At 54.8% G+C, this 16,272-nt stretch carries 12 protein-coding genes; 11 read left to right on the plus strand and 1 reads right to left on the minus strand.

The genetic code is table 11. The annotated features are described in order from the left end of the window. The 7 genes from EPD59_RS23620 to EPD59_RS08600 all read left to right on the plus strand — a co-directional run bounded on the left by EPD59_RS23620 (position 1) and on the right by EPD59_RS08600 (position 9,841). Positions 1–789, plus strand: a complete 789-nt coding sequence (locus tag EPD59_RS23620) for a RagB/SusD family nutrient uptake outer membrane protein (RefSeq protein ID WP_317128491.1) — start codon at positions 1–3, stop codon at positions 787–789. 93 nt (positions 790–882) lie between these two features. Next, entirely contained in the window at positions 883–1,776 is an 894-nt protein-coding gene (locus EPD59_RS08580) for a carbohydrate kinase family protein (RefSeq protein WP_133272423.1), read from the plus strand. Positions 1,777–1,918: 142 nt separating this feature from the next. Beyond that, positions 1,919–3,427, plus strand: a complete 1,509-nt coding sequence (locus tag EPD59_RS08585) for a glycoside hydrolase family 32 protein (protein ID WP_133272424.1) — start codon at positions 1,919–1,921, stop codon at positions 3,425–3,427. A 386-nt stretch (positions 3,428–3,813) separates the two neighbouring features. Then, positions 3,814–6,174: a glycosyl hydrolase family 28 protein gene (locus EPD59_RS08590; RefSeq protein ID WP_133272425.1), complete on the plus strand. Its 2,361-nt coding sequence runs from the start codon at positions 3,814–3,816 to the stop codon at positions 6,172–6,174. 72 nt (positions 6,175–6,246) lie between these two features. Beyond that, the gene (locus tag EPD59_RS23625) at positions 6,247–7,395 is read left to right on the plus strand and encodes a glycoside hydrolase family 88/105 protein (protein ID WP_317128492.1); all 1,149 of its coding nucleotides are present in this window, start codon (positions 6,247–6,249) and stop codon (positions 7,393–7,395) included. Between the two features lie 35 nt (positions 7,396–7,430). Beyond that, positions 7,431–8,192, plus strand: coding sequence for a DUF4350 domain-containing protein (locus tag EPD59_RS23630; RefSeq protein ID WP_317128493.1), 762 nt, complete (start codon positions 7,431–7,433; stop codon positions 8,190–8,192). A gap of 26 nt (positions 8,193–8,218) precedes the next feature. Then, complete coding sequence (locus EPD59_RS08600; protein WP_133272426.1) at positions 8,219–9,841, plus strand: glycoside hydrolase family 43 protein; 1,623 nt, start codon at positions 8,219–8,221, stop codon at positions 9,839–9,841. 72 nt (positions 9,842–9,913) lie between these two features. On the opposite strand, the gene EPD59_RS08605 is transcribed toward EPD59_RS08600, so the two are convergent. Continuing rightward, on the minus strand, positions 9,914–11,005 hold the full coding sequence (locus EPD59_RS08605; protein WP_133272427.1) for a LacI family DNA-binding transcriptional regulator: 1,092 nt from the start codon (positions 11,003–11,005) through the stop codon (positions 9,914–9,916). Between the two features lie 317 nt (positions 11,006–11,322). Here EPD59_RS08605 and kduD point away from each other — a divergent pair, with 317 nt between their 5' ends. From kduD to EPD59_RS23190, 4 genes are read left to right on the plus strand one after another with little or no spacing between them, the layout of a single operon-like run. Beyond that, on the plus strand, positions 11,323–12,093 hold the full coding sequence (gene kduD / locus EPD59_RS08610; RefSeq protein WP_133272428.1) for a 2-dehydro-3-deoxy-D-gluconate 5-dehydrogenase KduD: 771 nt from the start codon (positions 11,323–11,325) through the stop codon (positions 12,091–12,093). A gap of 41 nt (positions 12,094–12,134) precedes the next feature. Beyond that, complete coding sequence (gene kduI / locus EPD59_RS08615; RefSeq protein WP_133272429.1) at positions 12,135–12,953, plus strand: 5-dehydro-4-deoxy-D-glucuronate isomerase; 819 nt, start codon at positions 12,135–12,137, stop codon at positions 12,951–12,953. 37 nt (positions 12,954–12,990) lie between these two features. Then, a complete protein-coding gene (locus tag EPD59_RS23185; protein WP_262712936.1) occupies positions 12,991–14,481 on the plus strand; it encodes a SusC/RagA family TonB-linked outer membrane protein in 1,491 nt (496 codons plus the stop codon). Further along, entirely contained in the window at positions 14,478–16,256 is a 1,779-nt protein-coding gene (locus tag EPD59_RS23190; RefSeq protein ID WP_262712937.1) for a SusC/RagA family TonB-linked outer membrane protein, read from the plus strand. Before EPD59_RS23185 ends, EPD59_RS23190 begins: the two co-directional genes overlap by 4 nt. Positions 16,257–16,272 lie beyond the last annotated feature (16 nt).

Genomic DNA, 16,272 nt, shown 5'->3' on the forward strand with positions numbered 1-16,272 from the left:
ATGAACCCCGACTACGGCTGCTGCGGGTTTCATCAGCCCAGCCAGAACCTGGTCAACGCCTTCAAGACGGATGCTCAGGGCCTGCCGTTGTTCGAGACCTTCAACAACTCGGACCTAAGTGCGCCCGCTGATTTCCAGGCCAATACCGTCGATCCGCGCCTCGATCATTCCGTTGGTATTCCATCGCACCCTTATAAATACTCGCCGTCGTTCATCTTTGAAACCTCCTGGCTCCGCGACCAGAATACCTATGGCGTGTATATGTCGATGAAGGAAAACGTGCTGCCTACGGATCCGAGCTTCCAAAAAACGCCCCCCTTCATGACCTCATCGAAGAACTGGACCATCATCCGCTTCGCCGATGTGCTGCTCTGGAAAGCGGAAGCCTTGATTGAGTTAAATCGCTCGGCCGAAGCTTTGCCCATCATCAACCAGATTCGGCAGCGGGCTCAGAACAGCACCGCCCGGTTGAAAACCACTTCCGGCGCCAACATCTCCAACTACCGGATCGGCCAGTACTCGGCTGGAGTTTGGAATCAGGCATACGCTCGCCAGGCGCTGCGCTTTGAGCGCCGCTTAGAGTTTGCTTTGGAAGGCCAGCGCTTCTTCGACCTCGTGCGCTGGGGAATCGCGGCCGATTACCTGAACACGTACTTTGAAAAGGAGAAAACGAAGCGTCAGCACCTAAAGGACGCCCGCTTCACCCGTGGCCGCGACGAATACCTGCCAATTCCGTTAAATCAAATCAACTTCAGCAAAGGCCTGTACCAGCAGAATCCAGGTTGGTAGGCGGCGCTAACGACGGGCCTCACTCCCTAGCCCCCTCTCGTAGGGGAGAGGCCCGTCGTTTGAATGCTACTAAAACTATAAACTCAACTTCTTATGCAAAATACAGTTGTGTGCTTCGGTGAAACGCTCTGGGATGTGCTGCCCTCGGGTAAGCAGCCGGGCGGAGCACCTTTCAACGTGGCGGTGCACCTGCATCAGTTTGGGCAGCCCGTAGAGCTTATCAGCCGGGTCGGCGACGACGACCTGGGAACGGAGCTGTTGGATTTCCTAGAAAGTCGAGGCGTCAGCACAAAGTATGTGCAGCGCGGTAAGACGCATTTGACGGGCGTAGTGAAGGCCAACGTAGACGACCGTAATGAGGTAGTTTACAAAATTGTGCAGCCTGTGGCCTGGGACTACATCCAATACGATAATGAGGTGCGCGACCTAGTGGCCGGCGCCAAAGTATTCGTATATGGTAGTCTGGCGGCGCGTAGTCAGGCCACGCGCGAAACCCTGTATCGGCTGCTGCAGAGTGCCCAACTCAAGGTATTCGACGTGAACATGCGCCCGCCGCATTATACCCGCGAGGTCATTAAATACCTGCTGGAACAAGCTGATGTGGTGAAAATGAATCACCATGAGCTGGCCGAAATCCTGGATTGGTTTGGCGGTAGCACCGAAGACGAAGCGGCCTTGGCTGGACTGGCCAGTCGTTTTGACTTGAAAGCTGTGTGCGTCACGCTCGGCGCCGACGGGGCCATGCTATGGGCTGGGGGGCAATTTTACCGCGCCCCCGGTATCAAAGTAGAAGTAGTGGATACCATCGGCAGCGGCGACGCGTTCCTGGCGGCTTTCCTGCGAGCTTGGTTAAGCGGGCGCACCTACGACGAATGCCTGCGCATTGCCTGCGCGAGTGGGGCTTTAGTTGCGACCTATCAGGGCGCAACCCCAGCCCTCAGCGAAGCGCATATTACGGAGTTGCTGGACGTTCAAGTTCGGCAGTAAATCATGCTCCTCTAGGCGGTCATGCAGAGCGAAGCATCTCGCGTGCTAACGTCAGATTAGTAATCTTACTACCGATGGCGAGATGCTTCGCTCCGCTCTGCATGACCGCCTTTTTCCTTAATAGGTCATTTATCAACTCCCTATGAAAAAACTGATTTGTCTAATTGTGGGCCTGCTGGGCCTGACGCTCAGCGGCTGGGCCCAACGGCCGCAAGCTACTGAGCAGTACCGCCCCAAGTTTCACTTCACCCCGAAGGCGAAGTGGATGAACGACCCTAACGGCATGGTCTATAGCAAGGGGACGTATCACCTGTTCTATCAATATTACCCCGACAGCACCATATGGGGGCCGATGCACTGGGGCCACGCCACCAGCAAGGATTTGGTAAGCTGGCAGCACCAACCCGTTGCCTTATATCCTGACAGCCTGGGGTACATCTTCTCAGGCAGCGCCGTTCTGGATGTGAACAATACTTCGGGCTTCGGCAAAAACGGCCAGGCGCCGATGGTGGCTATTTTCACCCATCACAACCCGAAGCTGGAGAAGCTGGGGGGCAATAAGCACCAGAATCAGAGTATTGCCTATAGCCTGGACGAGGGCAAAACCTGGACGAAGTACGAGAAGAACCCAGTGCTGAAAAATCCCGGCATTCCGGACTTCCGCGACCCAAAAGTGAGCTGGTACGAGAAGGACAAGAAGTGGATTATGACCCTGGCCACCAAAGACCGCATCACGTTTTACTCCTCGCCCAACTTAAAGGATTGGACCAAGCAAAGTGAGTTTGGCGAGAAGGTAGGCGCGCACGGCGGCGTGTGGGAGTGCCCCGACTTGTTCCCACTGACGCTGGGGGGCAAAAAGCAATGGGTGTTGTTGGTGAGCATCAACCCCGGCGGCCCCAACAAAGGCTCGGCGACCCAATACTTCGTGGGCGACTTCGACGGTAAGAAATTCACGCCTCTTTCTACCGATACCAAATGGGTTGATTATGGCCCTGACAACTACGCCGGCGTGACGTGGTCGAACACCGGCGACCGGAAGATATTCTTGGGTTGGATGAGCAATTGGGAATACGCTAATCAGGTGCCCACGTACCCCTGGCGCAGCGCCATGACCATCCCGCGCGACTTGTCGCTGCGCAAAGTAGGAACGGAAGTGCTGTTGGTGTCGCAGCCATCCAAGGAAGTAAGCAAGCTGGAATCAGGAGAAATTACACTGGATAATGTAGCGGTGAAAGAGGAGATGAACCTCTCAGACAAGACCAAGAACACGGGGCCATTCCAACTAAAGCTCTCTGCTGATCAGCTCGCTGACTTTGCCGTGGTTTTGACTAACGACCGTAAGGAAGAAGTGCTGATTGGCTACGACAAGAAAGCCAACCAATACTACATCGACCGCACCAAATCCGGCAAGCTTGATTTCAGTAACAAATTTGCGAGTCGGGCCACTGCGCCGCGCCTGACCACCAGCGCGAAAATGGACTTGACACTCATTGTGGATGCCGCTTCTGTAGAATTGTTTGCTGACGAAGGCCTGACCGCCATGACGGGCATCTTCTTTCCCACTGAAGAATTTAAAACCATCAAGGTTCGGGCGGCTAATCCGCTTACGCTGCGCAAAGTCACTTACAAGCGTATGGGCGTCGGAATCTAATACTCCTGTGACGGTTTCACTGAAGAAGCCGCGCAATAAAAGCAAATCGGGCAGCAGGCTGAGCTAGATTCAGCCTGCTGCCCGATTTGCTTTTATTGCATCGTCATAAAATACAACATTGACGCAGCGTTACAGACGTTACTTCTTTCATTAGATCACGCACGACGGCTTTAAAAGCGCATTATTTGGGTGTTGTAAAAGGCCCCAGAGGAAGGCATGAGAACGTTCCCGGTAACGATTGCGCAAATAAACTCTCTGCGAAGCCCGTTTCCCTAAAGCCTCCGTCTGTAGCTTAAGCTATTGCTCAATAGCTGCGAAAGCGGCCGCATCAGGAAAGAATTACACTCCAGCCCGAGCTGGGGGCTTTTTTCTTTAAAGCTCATTCCATGAAAAAATACGCTGTATTGTTCTTGTCTTTGGTCGCTCTGGCCTTCCGACCGGCCGAGGAAAAGAAGGTTCAAGTATTCCTGGTTGGCGACTCCACGATGTCGGAGAAGCCGGACCGTAGCAAGCCGGAGCGCGGCTGGGGCATGTACTTTGACCAGTTCTTTGATGGCGAAACCACCGTGCAGAACCACGCCATGAATGGGCGTAGCACCCGCAATTTTCGTCACGAAGGCCGCTGGGCTAAGGTGATGGAGCAGGTGAAGCCCGGCGACTGGGTGCTTATCCAGTTTGGCCACAACGACCAAAAAAAGGAAGACACCGCCCGCTACGCCGCGCCCCAAACTGATTACCGCAAAAACCTGACGCGCTACGTGCAGGAAGCCAAGCAGCGGGGGGCAAATCCGGTGCTGCTCACGCCTGTGGGCCGGCGCTACTTTGATGAGCAGGGCAAGCGCAAAGACGACCACGGCGAGTATCCGTCGGTGGTGCGTGAGGTGGCCAAGTCGCAGAAAGTGCCGCTGATTGACATGCACGAGAAGAGCTGGGCACTGTACTCTCAACTGGGTGAGAAGGGTAGCCGAGACCTTTTCTGGAGTTACCAGAACGGCTACTACCAAGAGAACCCGGTGCCCCCAGCCAAGAACGACAACACCCACTTTTCGGCCTACGGCGCTGAGCTAATTGCGCAGCTGGTTGCCCAGGACATAAAGAAGCAGAACCTGGGTATAGCCAGTCACCTGAAGCCCTTAGCCTTTGCGGGTAAGTACGCCTTTGATTTGCCGGTAGTACTCCAGCCTTCGTTCCGCGCCGATACGTTTAATATCACCAAGTTCGGGGCCGTAGCCGATGGCCAAACCCTGAACACCGAGGCGTTTCGCAAGGCCATTGAGGCATGTAGCCAGCAGGGCGGCGTAGTATTGGTGCCGCGCGGCTTGTGGCTCACGGGCCCAATTCAGCTGAAAAGCAACGTGAACTTACACGTGCAGCGGGGCGCTTTGGTTCAATTCAGCAACAAACTCTCCGACTACAAACTCATTAAAACGAACTGGGAGGGCGAGGACGCCGTGCGCAATCAGTCCCCCATTTCGGGCTACGACCTCGTGAATATTGCCATTACTGGCGAGGGTACTTTCGATGGTGCCGGCGACTCTTGGCGCATGGTGAAGAAGGAGAAGCTAAGCGAAGGGCAGTGGCAGAAGCTCGTGAAGTCGGGCGGCGTGGTAGACGAAAAAGGCACCACCTGGTACCCGACGGCTAGTTCTTTGAAAGGATCACTTTCGCCCAAAATCTGGGTTATTCCTGCTGGTCAAACCGATGTGGATCTCAACCATCTTTCCGAAGTAAAAGACTTTCTGCGGCCCAACATGCTCAGCCTACAGCGCTGCAAGCAGATTTTGCTCGAAGGCTTCACCATTCAGAACTCGCCGGCCTGGACTATCCACCCGCTGCTCTGCGACAACATTACCCTGCGCAACGTGACGGCCAAAAACCCTTGGTACGGCCAAAACACCGACGCCCTCGACCTCGAATCTTGCCGCAATGGTTTGGTAGAAGGCTGCACCTTCGACGTGGGCGACGACGGCATCTGCATCAAGTCGGGCCGCGACGAGCAGGGCCGCAAGCGTGGGGTACCAACGGAGAACTTCATCATCCGCGACACCAAAGTATATCACGCCCACGGCGGCTTCGTAATTGGCTCCGAAATGTCGGGCGGCGCGCGCAATATCTACGTGACCAACTGCACCTTCATGGGCACCGACGTAGGACTGCGCTTCAAAACGGCTCGTGGCCGCGGCGGGGTAGTAGAGAACATCTTCGTCGATGGCGTGGACATGACTGACATTGCCGGCGAGGCCATTTTGTTTGACATGTTTTACGCGGCCAAAGACCCGGTCCAGGTAAACGGCGAGGCATTCGCTATTCCCGAAATCAAGGCGGAACCCCTGAACGAGGGAACACCGCAGTTCCGTAGCTTCCGTATCAAAAACGTGACCTGTAAAGGGGCCAATACTGGTATCCTGATTCGCGGGGTACCCGAAATGAACATCAAGGACATTGAGATTGAAAACGTAGTGCTGGAAAGTAAAAAGGGCCTCGTATGTCAGGAAGCCGATGGTATCAAGCTCAAAAACGTAGCACTGTTTTCCACCGAAACCAAGCCAGTGCTGGAAGTGCAAAACAGTCGCAACATCGTGATGGACAACATCCGTTATACCAACGGCGCCGAATTGCTGCTGCGCGTAACCGGCGACCGGAGTAAGAATGTGAAATTGGTCAACACCAATGTAAAAGGCGCGAAGGAGGATGTAGAGTTCGGGAAAAAAGTGTCGAGAAAGGTGGTCACCGTTTCGAGCCGCTAACCTATAAGAACAGTAACCCTCGCCTCGACTGAGGTGAGAGAATAGCCCATTGCTTAAGCTCACACAAAGCCTATGTTCCGTAGTCTCTTCCTTGTCGGTTTTCTATTCTCGTTTGTTGCTGCGACGGCCCAAAAAGCCCCCCAGACGGCCGCGCGGCCTATGTCGCAGCGCATGGCTGATTCATTCATCAAATGGCACCCCGATTCTATTGTTATCGGCAGCCGGAAAATGACTCGGTGGGATTATGAGCAGGGCCTGATGCTGAAGGCATTGGAGCGGGTGTGGCAACGTACCGGCGACCCCAAATACTTCACTTATATTCAGAAAGATCTCGACCTGTTTGTGCAGCCCGATGGCAGTATTCGTACCTATAAAATCGAAGATTATAACCTCGATAACCTGACAACCGGCCACGCGCTTTTGCTGATGAGTCAGATGTCGTTGGGTAGCTCGGCGGTGCAGCAGAAATACGTTAAAGCCGCTCAATTGCTCCGCAAGCAGCTTGCGGAACAGCCCCGCACCAAAGCCGGCGGTTTCTGGCATAAGAAGATTTACCCCAATCAAATGTGGCTGGATGGCCTGTACATGGCTCAGCCATTTTACGCTGAGTACAACCAGGTTTTCAAACAAGCTCAGGATTTCGACGATGTAGCCAAGCAGTTTGCTTTGATCGAGAAAAACCTTGTTGATCCGAAAACTGGTCTGCTTTACCACGGCTACGATGAAAGCCGGGAGCAGCAGTGGGCCAACAAGCAAACGGGCCAGTCGCCCAACTTCTGGGACCGGGGCATGGGCTGGTACGCCATGGCCTTGGTTGATGTGCTTGACTACTTTCCGAAGGAGCACAAAGAGTACGCGAACCTGCTGAAATACGTGCAGCGGTTGGCGCCGGTATTAGCGAAATATCAGGACCAAAAAACGGGCACTTGGTCACTGGTAGTAGACCAAGGCTCCCGCAAAGGCAACTACGCCGAAGCCTCGGGTAGCAGCATGTTTGTGTACATGCTGGCCAAAGGCGTACGCATGGGCTACCTCGATAAATCGTATCAAAAAGTGGCCGATAAAGGCTATCAGGGCCTATTGAAAACCTTTGTAGCCAATGAGGCCGATGGCGCACTAGCCTTCAATGGAACCGTAAGTGTAGGCGGTCTGGGGGCAAACCTTACCGCGATGGTAGCTTTGAATACTACCTCAGCGAGCCGCTGCGCAAGAACGATTTGAAAGGCGTTGGGCCATTCATTCTGGCCAGTGTGGAGATGGAAATTGCTGCTGAAAATAAGCTCGGCCAAGGCAAGACAGTAGGCCTAGATTATTACTTCAACCACGAGTCGCGCAAGAGCCCGATTACCGGCGAGCCGGAGCCATTTCACTACACTTGGGAAGAGCGCACGCATGGTGGCTTCTGGTTCTGGGGCAATCAGTTTCGGGAGCTGGGGGGCAAAACAGTGTCTGTGCCCACGGCGCCAACAGCCGCCTCGCTCAAAGGGCTAGACGTATACATCATTGTAGATCCAGACACGCGCAAGGAAACCCCCAATCCGAACTTTGTAGAGGCCGCGCACGTGCAAGCTATCAGCGACTGGGTGAAGGCTGGCGGTACGTTAGTTCTATTCGCCAATGACACTTCCAACTGCGAAATTCCGCGCTTCAATCAGCTGGCTCAGGCCTTCGGATTACGCTTTGCTAACACCAGCCTTAACATGGTGAAGGGCGACCAATTCGAGCAAGGAAAAGTTGACCTGACCGGCGGCAAAACGGTGTTCAAAACGGCCAAGACGGCGTACGTAAAGGAGCTAGCCCCATTGGAAGTAAAGTCACCTGCTCAGCCGCTGGTCAAGAACGGCAATCACGTGATTATGGCTACGGCCAAAGTGGGCAAAGGAACGGTGTTCGCGCTGGGTGACCCGTGGCTGTACAACGAGTATGTGGACGGCCGCAAAATTCCGGCTACGTACGAGAACTTTCAGGCTGGTAAAGATATGGCTACCTGGCTCCTGCAGCAAACCGTTCGCAAGTAAGGCTGAGGCATTTAGCTTTACTTCTCATGAAAATACTGAGCGTTCTGTACTTATTGCTGCTTCCTGTTCTGGGGGTGGCGCAGTCATCAACTTTGTCGAAAGTGTGGGTGCCGGATTTGGGCAATGGCACCTACAAAAATCCAGTGCTGTACGCCGATTATTCCGACCCAGATGTCGTGCGTGTTGGCTCCGATTATTACCTAACTTCTTCGAGCTTTAACGCGGCGCCCGGCCTGCAGATTCTGCACTCGAAAGACCTGGTAAACTGGACGATTATCAGCACGGTTTTCAGCCAGCAGTCACCGCTGGATGTGTTCAGCAAGCCCCAGCATGGCAATGGGGTTTGGGCTCCATCAATTCGCTACCATAAGGGGCAATTTTACATCTATTACCCCGACCCGGATTACGGTATTTATGTAACGCGGGCGAAGAATCCGGCGGGCCCTTGGGAAACGCCCATCCTCATCAAAGAAGCGAAAGGCTGGATTGACCCTTGTCCGCTCTGGGACGCGGACGGACAAGCCTATCTGGTGCACGCTTTTGCCGGTTCGCGGGCCGGATTTAAGAGCGTGCTAGCCGTATCGCGCATGTCGCCCGATGGGTTGAAGCTGCTGGGTGATGAAGTGCTGATTTTTGATGGCCACGAGAAGCACCCGACCATCGAAGGCCCGAAGTTTTACAAGCGCAACGGCTACTACTATATTTTCGCGCCGGGTGGGGGAGTATCGACGGGCTGGCAAGTGGTACTGCGCTCCAAGAATGTATTTGGTCCCTATGAAGACCGCATTGTAATGGCGCAGGGCAACACGCCCATTAACGGGCCTCACCAGGGCGCCTGGGTGACGACGCCCGGCGACAAGGAAGATTGGTTTATGCACTTTCAGGACCAAGGCGCCTACGGCCGAGTGGTGCATTTGCAGCCAATGGTTTGGAAAAACGACTGGCCCGTAATCGGCAACGACCCTGATGGCGATGGCAAAGGCGAACCCGTACTGACCTACCGCAAGCCTGCCCATAAAGGCAAGGCACAACCGCTGGCAACGCCGGCTACTTCTGACGAGTTTGATAGTACTACGTTGGGCTTGCAGTGGCAGTGGCACGCTAATCCTCAGCTCGGCTGGGCGTTCCTAAATGCCCCCCAGAGTTTACTGCGCCTCTACTCTGTGCCGTTACCCGCCGATTTCAAGAACTTCTGGCAGGTGCCGAATCTGCTGTTGCAAAAGCTGCCGGCCGCCGCGTTTACCGCTACCACCAAGCTTACATTTATTCCACGCTTTGAAGGGGAGCAGGCTGGCTTAATTATGATGGGCATGGACTACGCTCACCTGAGCGTCACCAACCAAAACGGCCGCCTTTCGCTGGCGCCAGTTGTGTGTCAGAACGCTGATAAGCTCGCTCCGGAAAAAGCGACTGCCCCACCAGTTGAAGTGCCAGCCAACAAGCCGATTTATCTGCGTGTAGCCGTGCGCGACGGCGCCAAATGCCAGTTCAGCTACAGCCTCGACGGGCAGCAGTTTCAGCCTATTGGCACCGAGTTTCAAGCCCGCGAAGGCCGTTGGATTGGGGCGAAAGTTGGTTTGTTCTGTACCCGGGCCAGCAAAACCAACGATGCCGGCTCCGCCGACGTAGATTGGTTTCGGATTGAATAGAAAAAGCCCCCCAGCAAATGCTAGCTTCGATCTAGCATTTGCTGGGGGACTTTTTCTAACCTGACTTCTCAATTAGATAGACAGCACGAAATCCTTAGGCTTCGACTTCTGATCGGGTGATGCCGTTGCTAAGCGGGTCGTGATGTGTTCTGGGAGTCGCGTGGAGTCGCGCGCTATTAGTTCGGTCGGAATGCGGACGGTGCCAACGGGTTGCGCCCGATGCTTGCGCTCAATCAAATCGATGAGGCGTTCGGCGGCAACTTGCCCAATCTCCTGAGCCGGCTGCACCACCGTGCTCAGTGAGGGCGATAAAAGCTCGGCTACGTTCAAGTTGGTAAAGCCAATAAGCGACACATCATCGGGAATGGTAAGGTTGCGCTGGCGCAGGGCCGTAAGGCAGCCCACCGCCAACCGGTCGCTGGCAGTAAAAAAGGCATCAGGAGCAACCGGTAAGGCCATTAGCTCGTCCACCATCGGTCCAACTTCATTGGGGCCGAAAGTGCCGTAGCGTACTAGATTCTCGTCGAAGGGCAAGCCGTATTTTTCCAGGGCGGCTCGGTAACCAGCTAGGCGCTCCTGCGTGATGCTCAGCCAAGGCTGAATGGTGAGGTGGGCGATGCGCCGCCGGCCCGACTGAATAAGGTGTTCGGTGGCAGCAAAAGCTCCCTTGAAGTTATCAGCCACGACCTGCGTTACATCCAACTCGGCTGAAACCCGGTCAAACAGGACAATGGGAACACCTTTAGCGTGCAGCTCACGCAAATAGGTAACGTCGGACGTTTCGCTGGATAAAGACAGCAGCAGCCCATCAACCCGCCGTGACATAGCCTGCTCTACATTAGCCACTTCGCGGTCGTAAGACTCGTGGCTCTGGAAGATAATAACGTGGTAGCCGCGGTTGTAGGCAATAGCCTCAATACCGTTGATGGCTTGGGAGAAAAAGTAGTTGGCAATCTGGGGTACAATGACGCCAATAGCGCGGGTGCCGCTCCCTTTTAAGCTTAGCGCTATCGGATTGGGGCGATAGTTAAGACGCTCGGCGCATTCCATCACCAGCCGCTTGGTCTCGGGGTTGATTTCGTAGCTGCCGCGCAAGGCTCGCGAAACAGTAGAAGTTGAAATATTCAGTTCGCGGGCAATATCCTTGATGGTGAATGTTTCCAAGTAAGTAGCAGTGTAGGGAGAGAGGAGTAGGGGAAGATAGGGGCAAAGCTTCTTAAAGTTCAAGAACTAGTAGCGTGCCGCTAGGGCCTGTTGCACGCTGACAGTAGAAATATCCACTTGTTTTCAGCGCAAATCCTAGTCGGGACCGAGGAGATTCGGCTTTGTGGCAACGTTCCCGATAACGTTTGCGCGAATAAAAACCAGCTTATACTTCCTGTTAACCATCACTTGAGTTGATATTAACAGAGCGAATAATTCGATCAGTGTCTTAAAAGTACACTGAATTTCTTTGAAAAGTTTATAAAGACAACACCTGCATGAGTGCATCTTCTCTCTTCAACTTGGCTGGCAAAGTGGCCTTGGTAACTGGTTGTAACCGGGGTATTGGTCAGGCGATGGCGATAGGGCTGGCAGAAGCTGGCGCTGATATTATCGGCGTGTCTGCCTCACTCGAAGCCACCGGAAGCGAGACGGAGCAGCAAGTGCAGGCCCTGGGTCGGCAGTTCACGGCCTACCAGGCCGACTTTAGCCAGCGCGCCCAGGTTGATACCTTTATTCAGCAGGTGCAGCAAGACTTCCCCCGCATCGATATCCTAATTAATAACGCTGGCACCATCCGCCGCGCCCCCGCCGCCGAGCACTCCGATGCCGACTGGGATAACGTGCTGGCAATTAACCTAGACTCACCATTCCGTCTGGCTCGCGCTATTGGGGGGCAAATGTTGCGGCAGGGCAGCGGCAAAATCATCTTCACCGCGTCCTTGCTCACCTTCCAGGGTGGCATCAACGTGCCGGGCTACGCCGCCAGCAAAGGCGCTATTGGCTCCTTAGTAAAAGCCCTGGCCAATGAGTGGGCCGGTAAAGGCGTGAATGTAAACGCCATCGCCCCCGGCTACATCGCCACCGATAATACTGAGGCGCTCCGCAACGACCCTGACCGCTCCGCTAGCATCCTGGGCCGCATTCCGGCCGGCCGCTGGGGCACGCCCGAGGACTTCAAAGGACCCACTGTATTTCTGGCCTCCGAGGCCGGCAACTACGTGCACGGCACCATCCTCACCGTCGATGGCGGCTGGATGGGGCGCTAATTCCACCTACGAATTCATACAGAACAACCCAATACGTTCCCATGCAGCAACGCCACGCCAGCAGCCCCCGCGAAACCGTCACCCTGACCACCGACCAGCTCCGCGAGCAGTTTTTGATCGAACAGCTTTTTGTCGACGGTCAGATTGAACTCGTGTATTCCCACTACGACCGCATGATTGTGGGCGGCGCAGTACCAGCTGGTCAAACCTTGACTCTGCCTAACCCAGAAAACCTCAAAGCCAACTACTTTCTGGAGCGCCGCGAGCTAGGCATTCTGAACGTGGGTGGCGCGGGCCAAGTCACGGTCGATGGCACTAGCTACGAGCTCGGCAACCAGGACTGCCTATATGTGGGGAAAGGTGCGCAAACCATTACGTTCAGCGGCGCAGAGGCCCGCTATTACCTTTTATCGGCCCCGGCCCACGCCACCCACCCGACCACGCTCCGCACGCAGTCCGAGGCCACGCCGGTAGAAATGGGATCCATGGAAACGGCCAATGAGCGCACCATCTACAAGTACATATACAACGAGGGCATTCAGAGCTGCCAACTGGTAATGGGCCTTACCCAGCTCAAGCCAGGCAATGTGTGGAACACCATGCCGGCCCACACCCACGACCGGCGCATGGAAGCCTATCTGTACTTCAATTTGCCCCCCAACCAGCGGGTACTGCACCTAATGGGCGAACCCAATCAGACCCGGCCACTGTGGGTGAGCAACGAGCAAGCCATCATCTCGCCGCCCTGGTCCGTGCACACGGGCTGCGGTACCAGCGCCTACGCCTTCATCTGGGGCATGGCCGGCGAAAACCTAGAATACACCGACATGGATGCCGTGGGCATTTATGATTTACGGTAAGCGACTTATAACCCACCATTTTTTTCTCATCCCCACCATGAAAAAATATCTATTCATCTTCTGTCTGCTGCTGGGTGCGGCGACGGGGGCTTTTGCCCAGGCCCAACGAACCATTACGGGCGTGGTGCGGTCGGCAACTGAGGCTTTGCCCGGCGTAACCGTGCTCGTGAAAGGCACCACCAACGGCGCCTCTACCGATCCTGAAGGCCGCTTCAGCCTCACGGTGCCTACGGGCCAGCCGGTGACCCTAAATATCAGCTCGATTGGCTACGTATCGCAGGAAATCCCCGTTGGCGACCGTGAACAGATCAACGTGACGCTCAAGGAAGATGCGCAACAGTTGAATGACGTGGTAGTAATTGGTTACCAAGAGGTTAACCGCCGCGACGTAACTGGATCCGTATCATCAGTTGGCGCCCAGCAGATTAAGGACGTGCCCGTTAACTCGGCCGCTGAGGCACTCACGGGCCGCTTGGCTGGTGTGCAGCTGACTAGCTCGGAGGGTACGCCTGGTAACCAGGAAGTACAGGTGCGGGTACGCGGTGGCGGCTCGGTAACGCAGGATAACTCGCCGCTCTACGTGGTCGATGGTATTCAAATTGAAAACGCATTGGGCGTAATTGCCCCCCAAGACATTGCTTCGGTCGACGTACTGAAAGATGCATCTGCTACGGCTATTTATGGTGCGCGTGGCGCCAATGGTGTTGTGATTATCACTACCAAAAAAGGCCTGGAAGGCAAAACCGTAATTAGCTATAATGGCTTCGCGGGGGTACGTAAAATCACCAACACGCTAGGGGTGCTTGAGCCCGACGATTATTTAAACTACCAGTATGAGCGGTCGCGGTATGCCGGCGTTGCTGGCCTGAACAGTTTTAGAACGCTGTTTGGCTCTAGAAACTTTGCTAGCGATACCATTACACGGGCCCGTAATTCACCTTTTGTTGATTGGCAGGATGATGTGTTCGGCAAGAATGCGTTCCAGCAAACCCACAACGTATCGATAGCTGGCGGGGTGAAAGGCACCACCTATTCCCTGAGCCTAACCCGCAACACCGAAGACGGTATTCAGCGCGGCTCCGACTACGAGCGCAGCCTGATCAACTTCCGCTTCGATACCAAAGCGACCGACAAGCTCACCGTCGGCCTGAACGTGCGCTTCAACGACCAGGAAGCCAACGGCGCCGGCACCTCTACCTCCGGTTCTTCCGTTACCTCACGTCTGCGTAATACGGTGCAGTACCAGCCGCTGAACATCCCAAGAGCTGATGGCACGGTAGTGGACGTAACGGCCTTTGATCCAGAATTTTTCGAGACGTCTACGCTGGTAAACCCCATCCTGACCATCGACAATGAGTACCGCCTCGATAAGCGCCGCACCTTCAACGTGGGGGGCAATATTGCGCTGGAGCTAGCTAAAGGCTTGGTGTTCCGCTCCACGGCTGGTTTCGACATTACCAACTTTGACCTGAGCACTTTCAATGGTCGCTATTCGCCTACCATTCGGCAGGCGGCGGGGGCTATTTGAACCTGCCTTTCGCCACTATCACGACTACCACTCAGACCACGATTAACAACTCGAATGTGCTGGATTATTCCTTCAAGAAGGACCAGCACTCCGTTGGCGTTCTTGTAGGACAGGAAATCTATCAACAGCGTAACAACCAGCAGTTCATCCAAACCAATTTCCTGCCGCTGGAAATCACCGCTGAGCGGGCATTGGCCAACATTAACCAAGGTGTACTACCCACTGGCCAGACTTCCCAGCCCGTGCTGCCCCAAACCAGCATTCCGCAGGACTACCGCTTGCTGTCCGGCTTCGGTCGCCTGACGTACTCTTACAATGACAAGTACCTCTTCACGGGTACGTTCCGCGCCGACGGCTCATCGAAATTCAAAGACAACAACCGCTTCGGCTTTTTCCCTGGTGCCTCCGTTGCGTGGCGGATTTCGCAGGAAGAGTTTTTTAAAGGCGTTCCAGCCGTATCCGATTTGAAGCTGCGCTTAAGCTACGGCCAAGCCGGTAACAACCGTATCGCCGACTTCCTGACCGACCAGCTGTACCGGGCCGGTAGCGCGCCGTATGCACTCGGTGGCAATATCGTGCAGGGTTCAGCGCCCGTCAGCCTACCTAATCCTGACTTGAAGTGGGAAAAAACCACTTCGCGCAACTTAGGTCTGGATTTGTCATTGCTCGACAACCGCATTCAGTTCACGGCTGATGCGTACTACAACACCACCAGCGATCTGCTCATCGCCCGTCCGATTCCAGCTTTCACAGGCTACACCTCGCAACTTCAGAACATCGGCTCAACCTCTAACCGTGGTCTGGAATTGCAGGTTATTGGTAACATCGTAAACAGTGAGAACTTCACCTGGACGGCTACGGCTAACACCTCCTTTAACCGGGGTCGCATTGAGGACTTAGGTCCCAATACTAACGAGATTCTGGGTATTGCTTCCGGCTGGGCTGGTACTGCGCTCAACCAAGATTTCGTAGCGCGGAAAGGTCAGCCTGTAGGGCAGATGTACGGCTACGTAACCGATGGCTTCCTCACCGCCGATGACTTCATTGGTTACGTGCCGGCTACCACCCCTACGGGTACGGGTACCTGGACGGTTAATCCTGATCGGCCTCTAGTGAATCCCTTTGCCGTAATCGGTGGTGGTGAGTTTCGTCCAGGCTTGATAAAACTGCGTGACCTCAACGGCGATAATATCATCAATAACCAGGATCAGACGGTAATTGGTAATGCTAACCCGAAAGCGGTAGGCGGTCTGAACCAGCAGTTTACCTACAAGAATTTCGATGCTAGCATCTTCCTGAACTTCGTGCTTGGCAATGATGTCTACAACGCGAACAAAATCGAGTTCACGACCAATACGGCTAACACCACGTTCAGCAACGTGCTCGACATCATGGGTAATCGCTACCGCACCATTGAGGAAGATGGCAGCCCCATTACGACCATCGAGCGCCTGCGCGAAGTAAATCAGAATGCCGACATCTGGACGCCTACACAGGCCCTTTTCCTGCACTCATGGGCAGTAGAAGATGGCTCTTTCCTGCGGGTGAACAACCTAACCCTTGGTTATTCATTGCCCAAGGCTCTGATCAGCCGCGCCAAGCTCTCGACGCTGCGCTTCTACGTGACGGCCAACAACATCTACACGTTCACCAAGTACTCGGGCTACGACCCTGAGGTGAGCACCCGCCGTGCTACGCCCCTCACGCCGGGCGTTGATTACGCTGCTTATCCCCGCAGCCGTGCTTTCCTGTTTGGTGTGAACGTTTCCCTCTAATCTAGCAATCTCTTCA

The sequence above is a fragment of the Hymenobacter radiodurans genome (genome assembly GCF_004355185.1).
Classification (GTDB): Bacteria; Bacteroidota; Bacteroidia; order Cytophagales; family Hymenobacteraceae; genus Hymenobacter; species Hymenobacter radiodurans.

Coding starts and splice junctions, on each gene's coding strand:
- EPD59_RS08590 (WP_133272425.1), top strand. CDS start 3,814: ATGAAAAAATACGCTGTATTGTTCTTGTCTTTGGTCGCTCTGGCCTTC.
- EPD59_RS23185 (WP_262712936.1), top strand. CDS start 12,991: ATGAAAAAATATCTATTCATCTTCTGTCTGCTGCTGGGTGCGGCGACG.
- EPD59_RS08600 (WP_133272426.1), top strand. CDS start 8,219: ATGAAAATACTGAGCGTTCTGTACTTATTGCTGCTTCCTGTTCTGGGG.
- kduD (WP_133272428.1), top strand. CDS start 11,323: ATGAGTGCATCTTCTCTCTTCAACTTGGCTGGCAAAGTGGCCTTGGTA.
- EPD59_RS08585 (WP_133272424.1), top strand. CDS start 1,919: ATGAAAAAACTGATTTGTCTAATTGTGGGCCTGCTGGGCCTGACGCTC.
- EPD59_RS23625 (WP_317128492.1), top strand. CDS start 6,247: ATGTTCCGTAGTCTCTTCCTTGTCGGTTTTCTATTCTCGTTTGTTGCT.
- EPD59_RS23630 (WP_317128493.1), top strand. CDS start 7,431: ATGGAAATTGCTGCTGAAAATAAGCTCGGCCAAGGCAAGACAGTAGGC.
- EPD59_RS23620 (WP_317128491.1), top strand. CDS start 1: ATGAACCCCGACTACGGCTGCTGCGGGTTTCATCAGCCCAGCCAGAAC.
- EPD59_RS08580 (WP_133272423.1), top strand. CDS start 883: ATGCAAAATACAGTTGTGTGCTTCGGTGAAACGCTCTGGGATGTGCTG.
- kduI (WP_133272429.1), top strand. CDS start 12,135: ATGCAGCAACGCCACGCCAGCAGCCCCCGCGAAACCGTCACCCTGACC.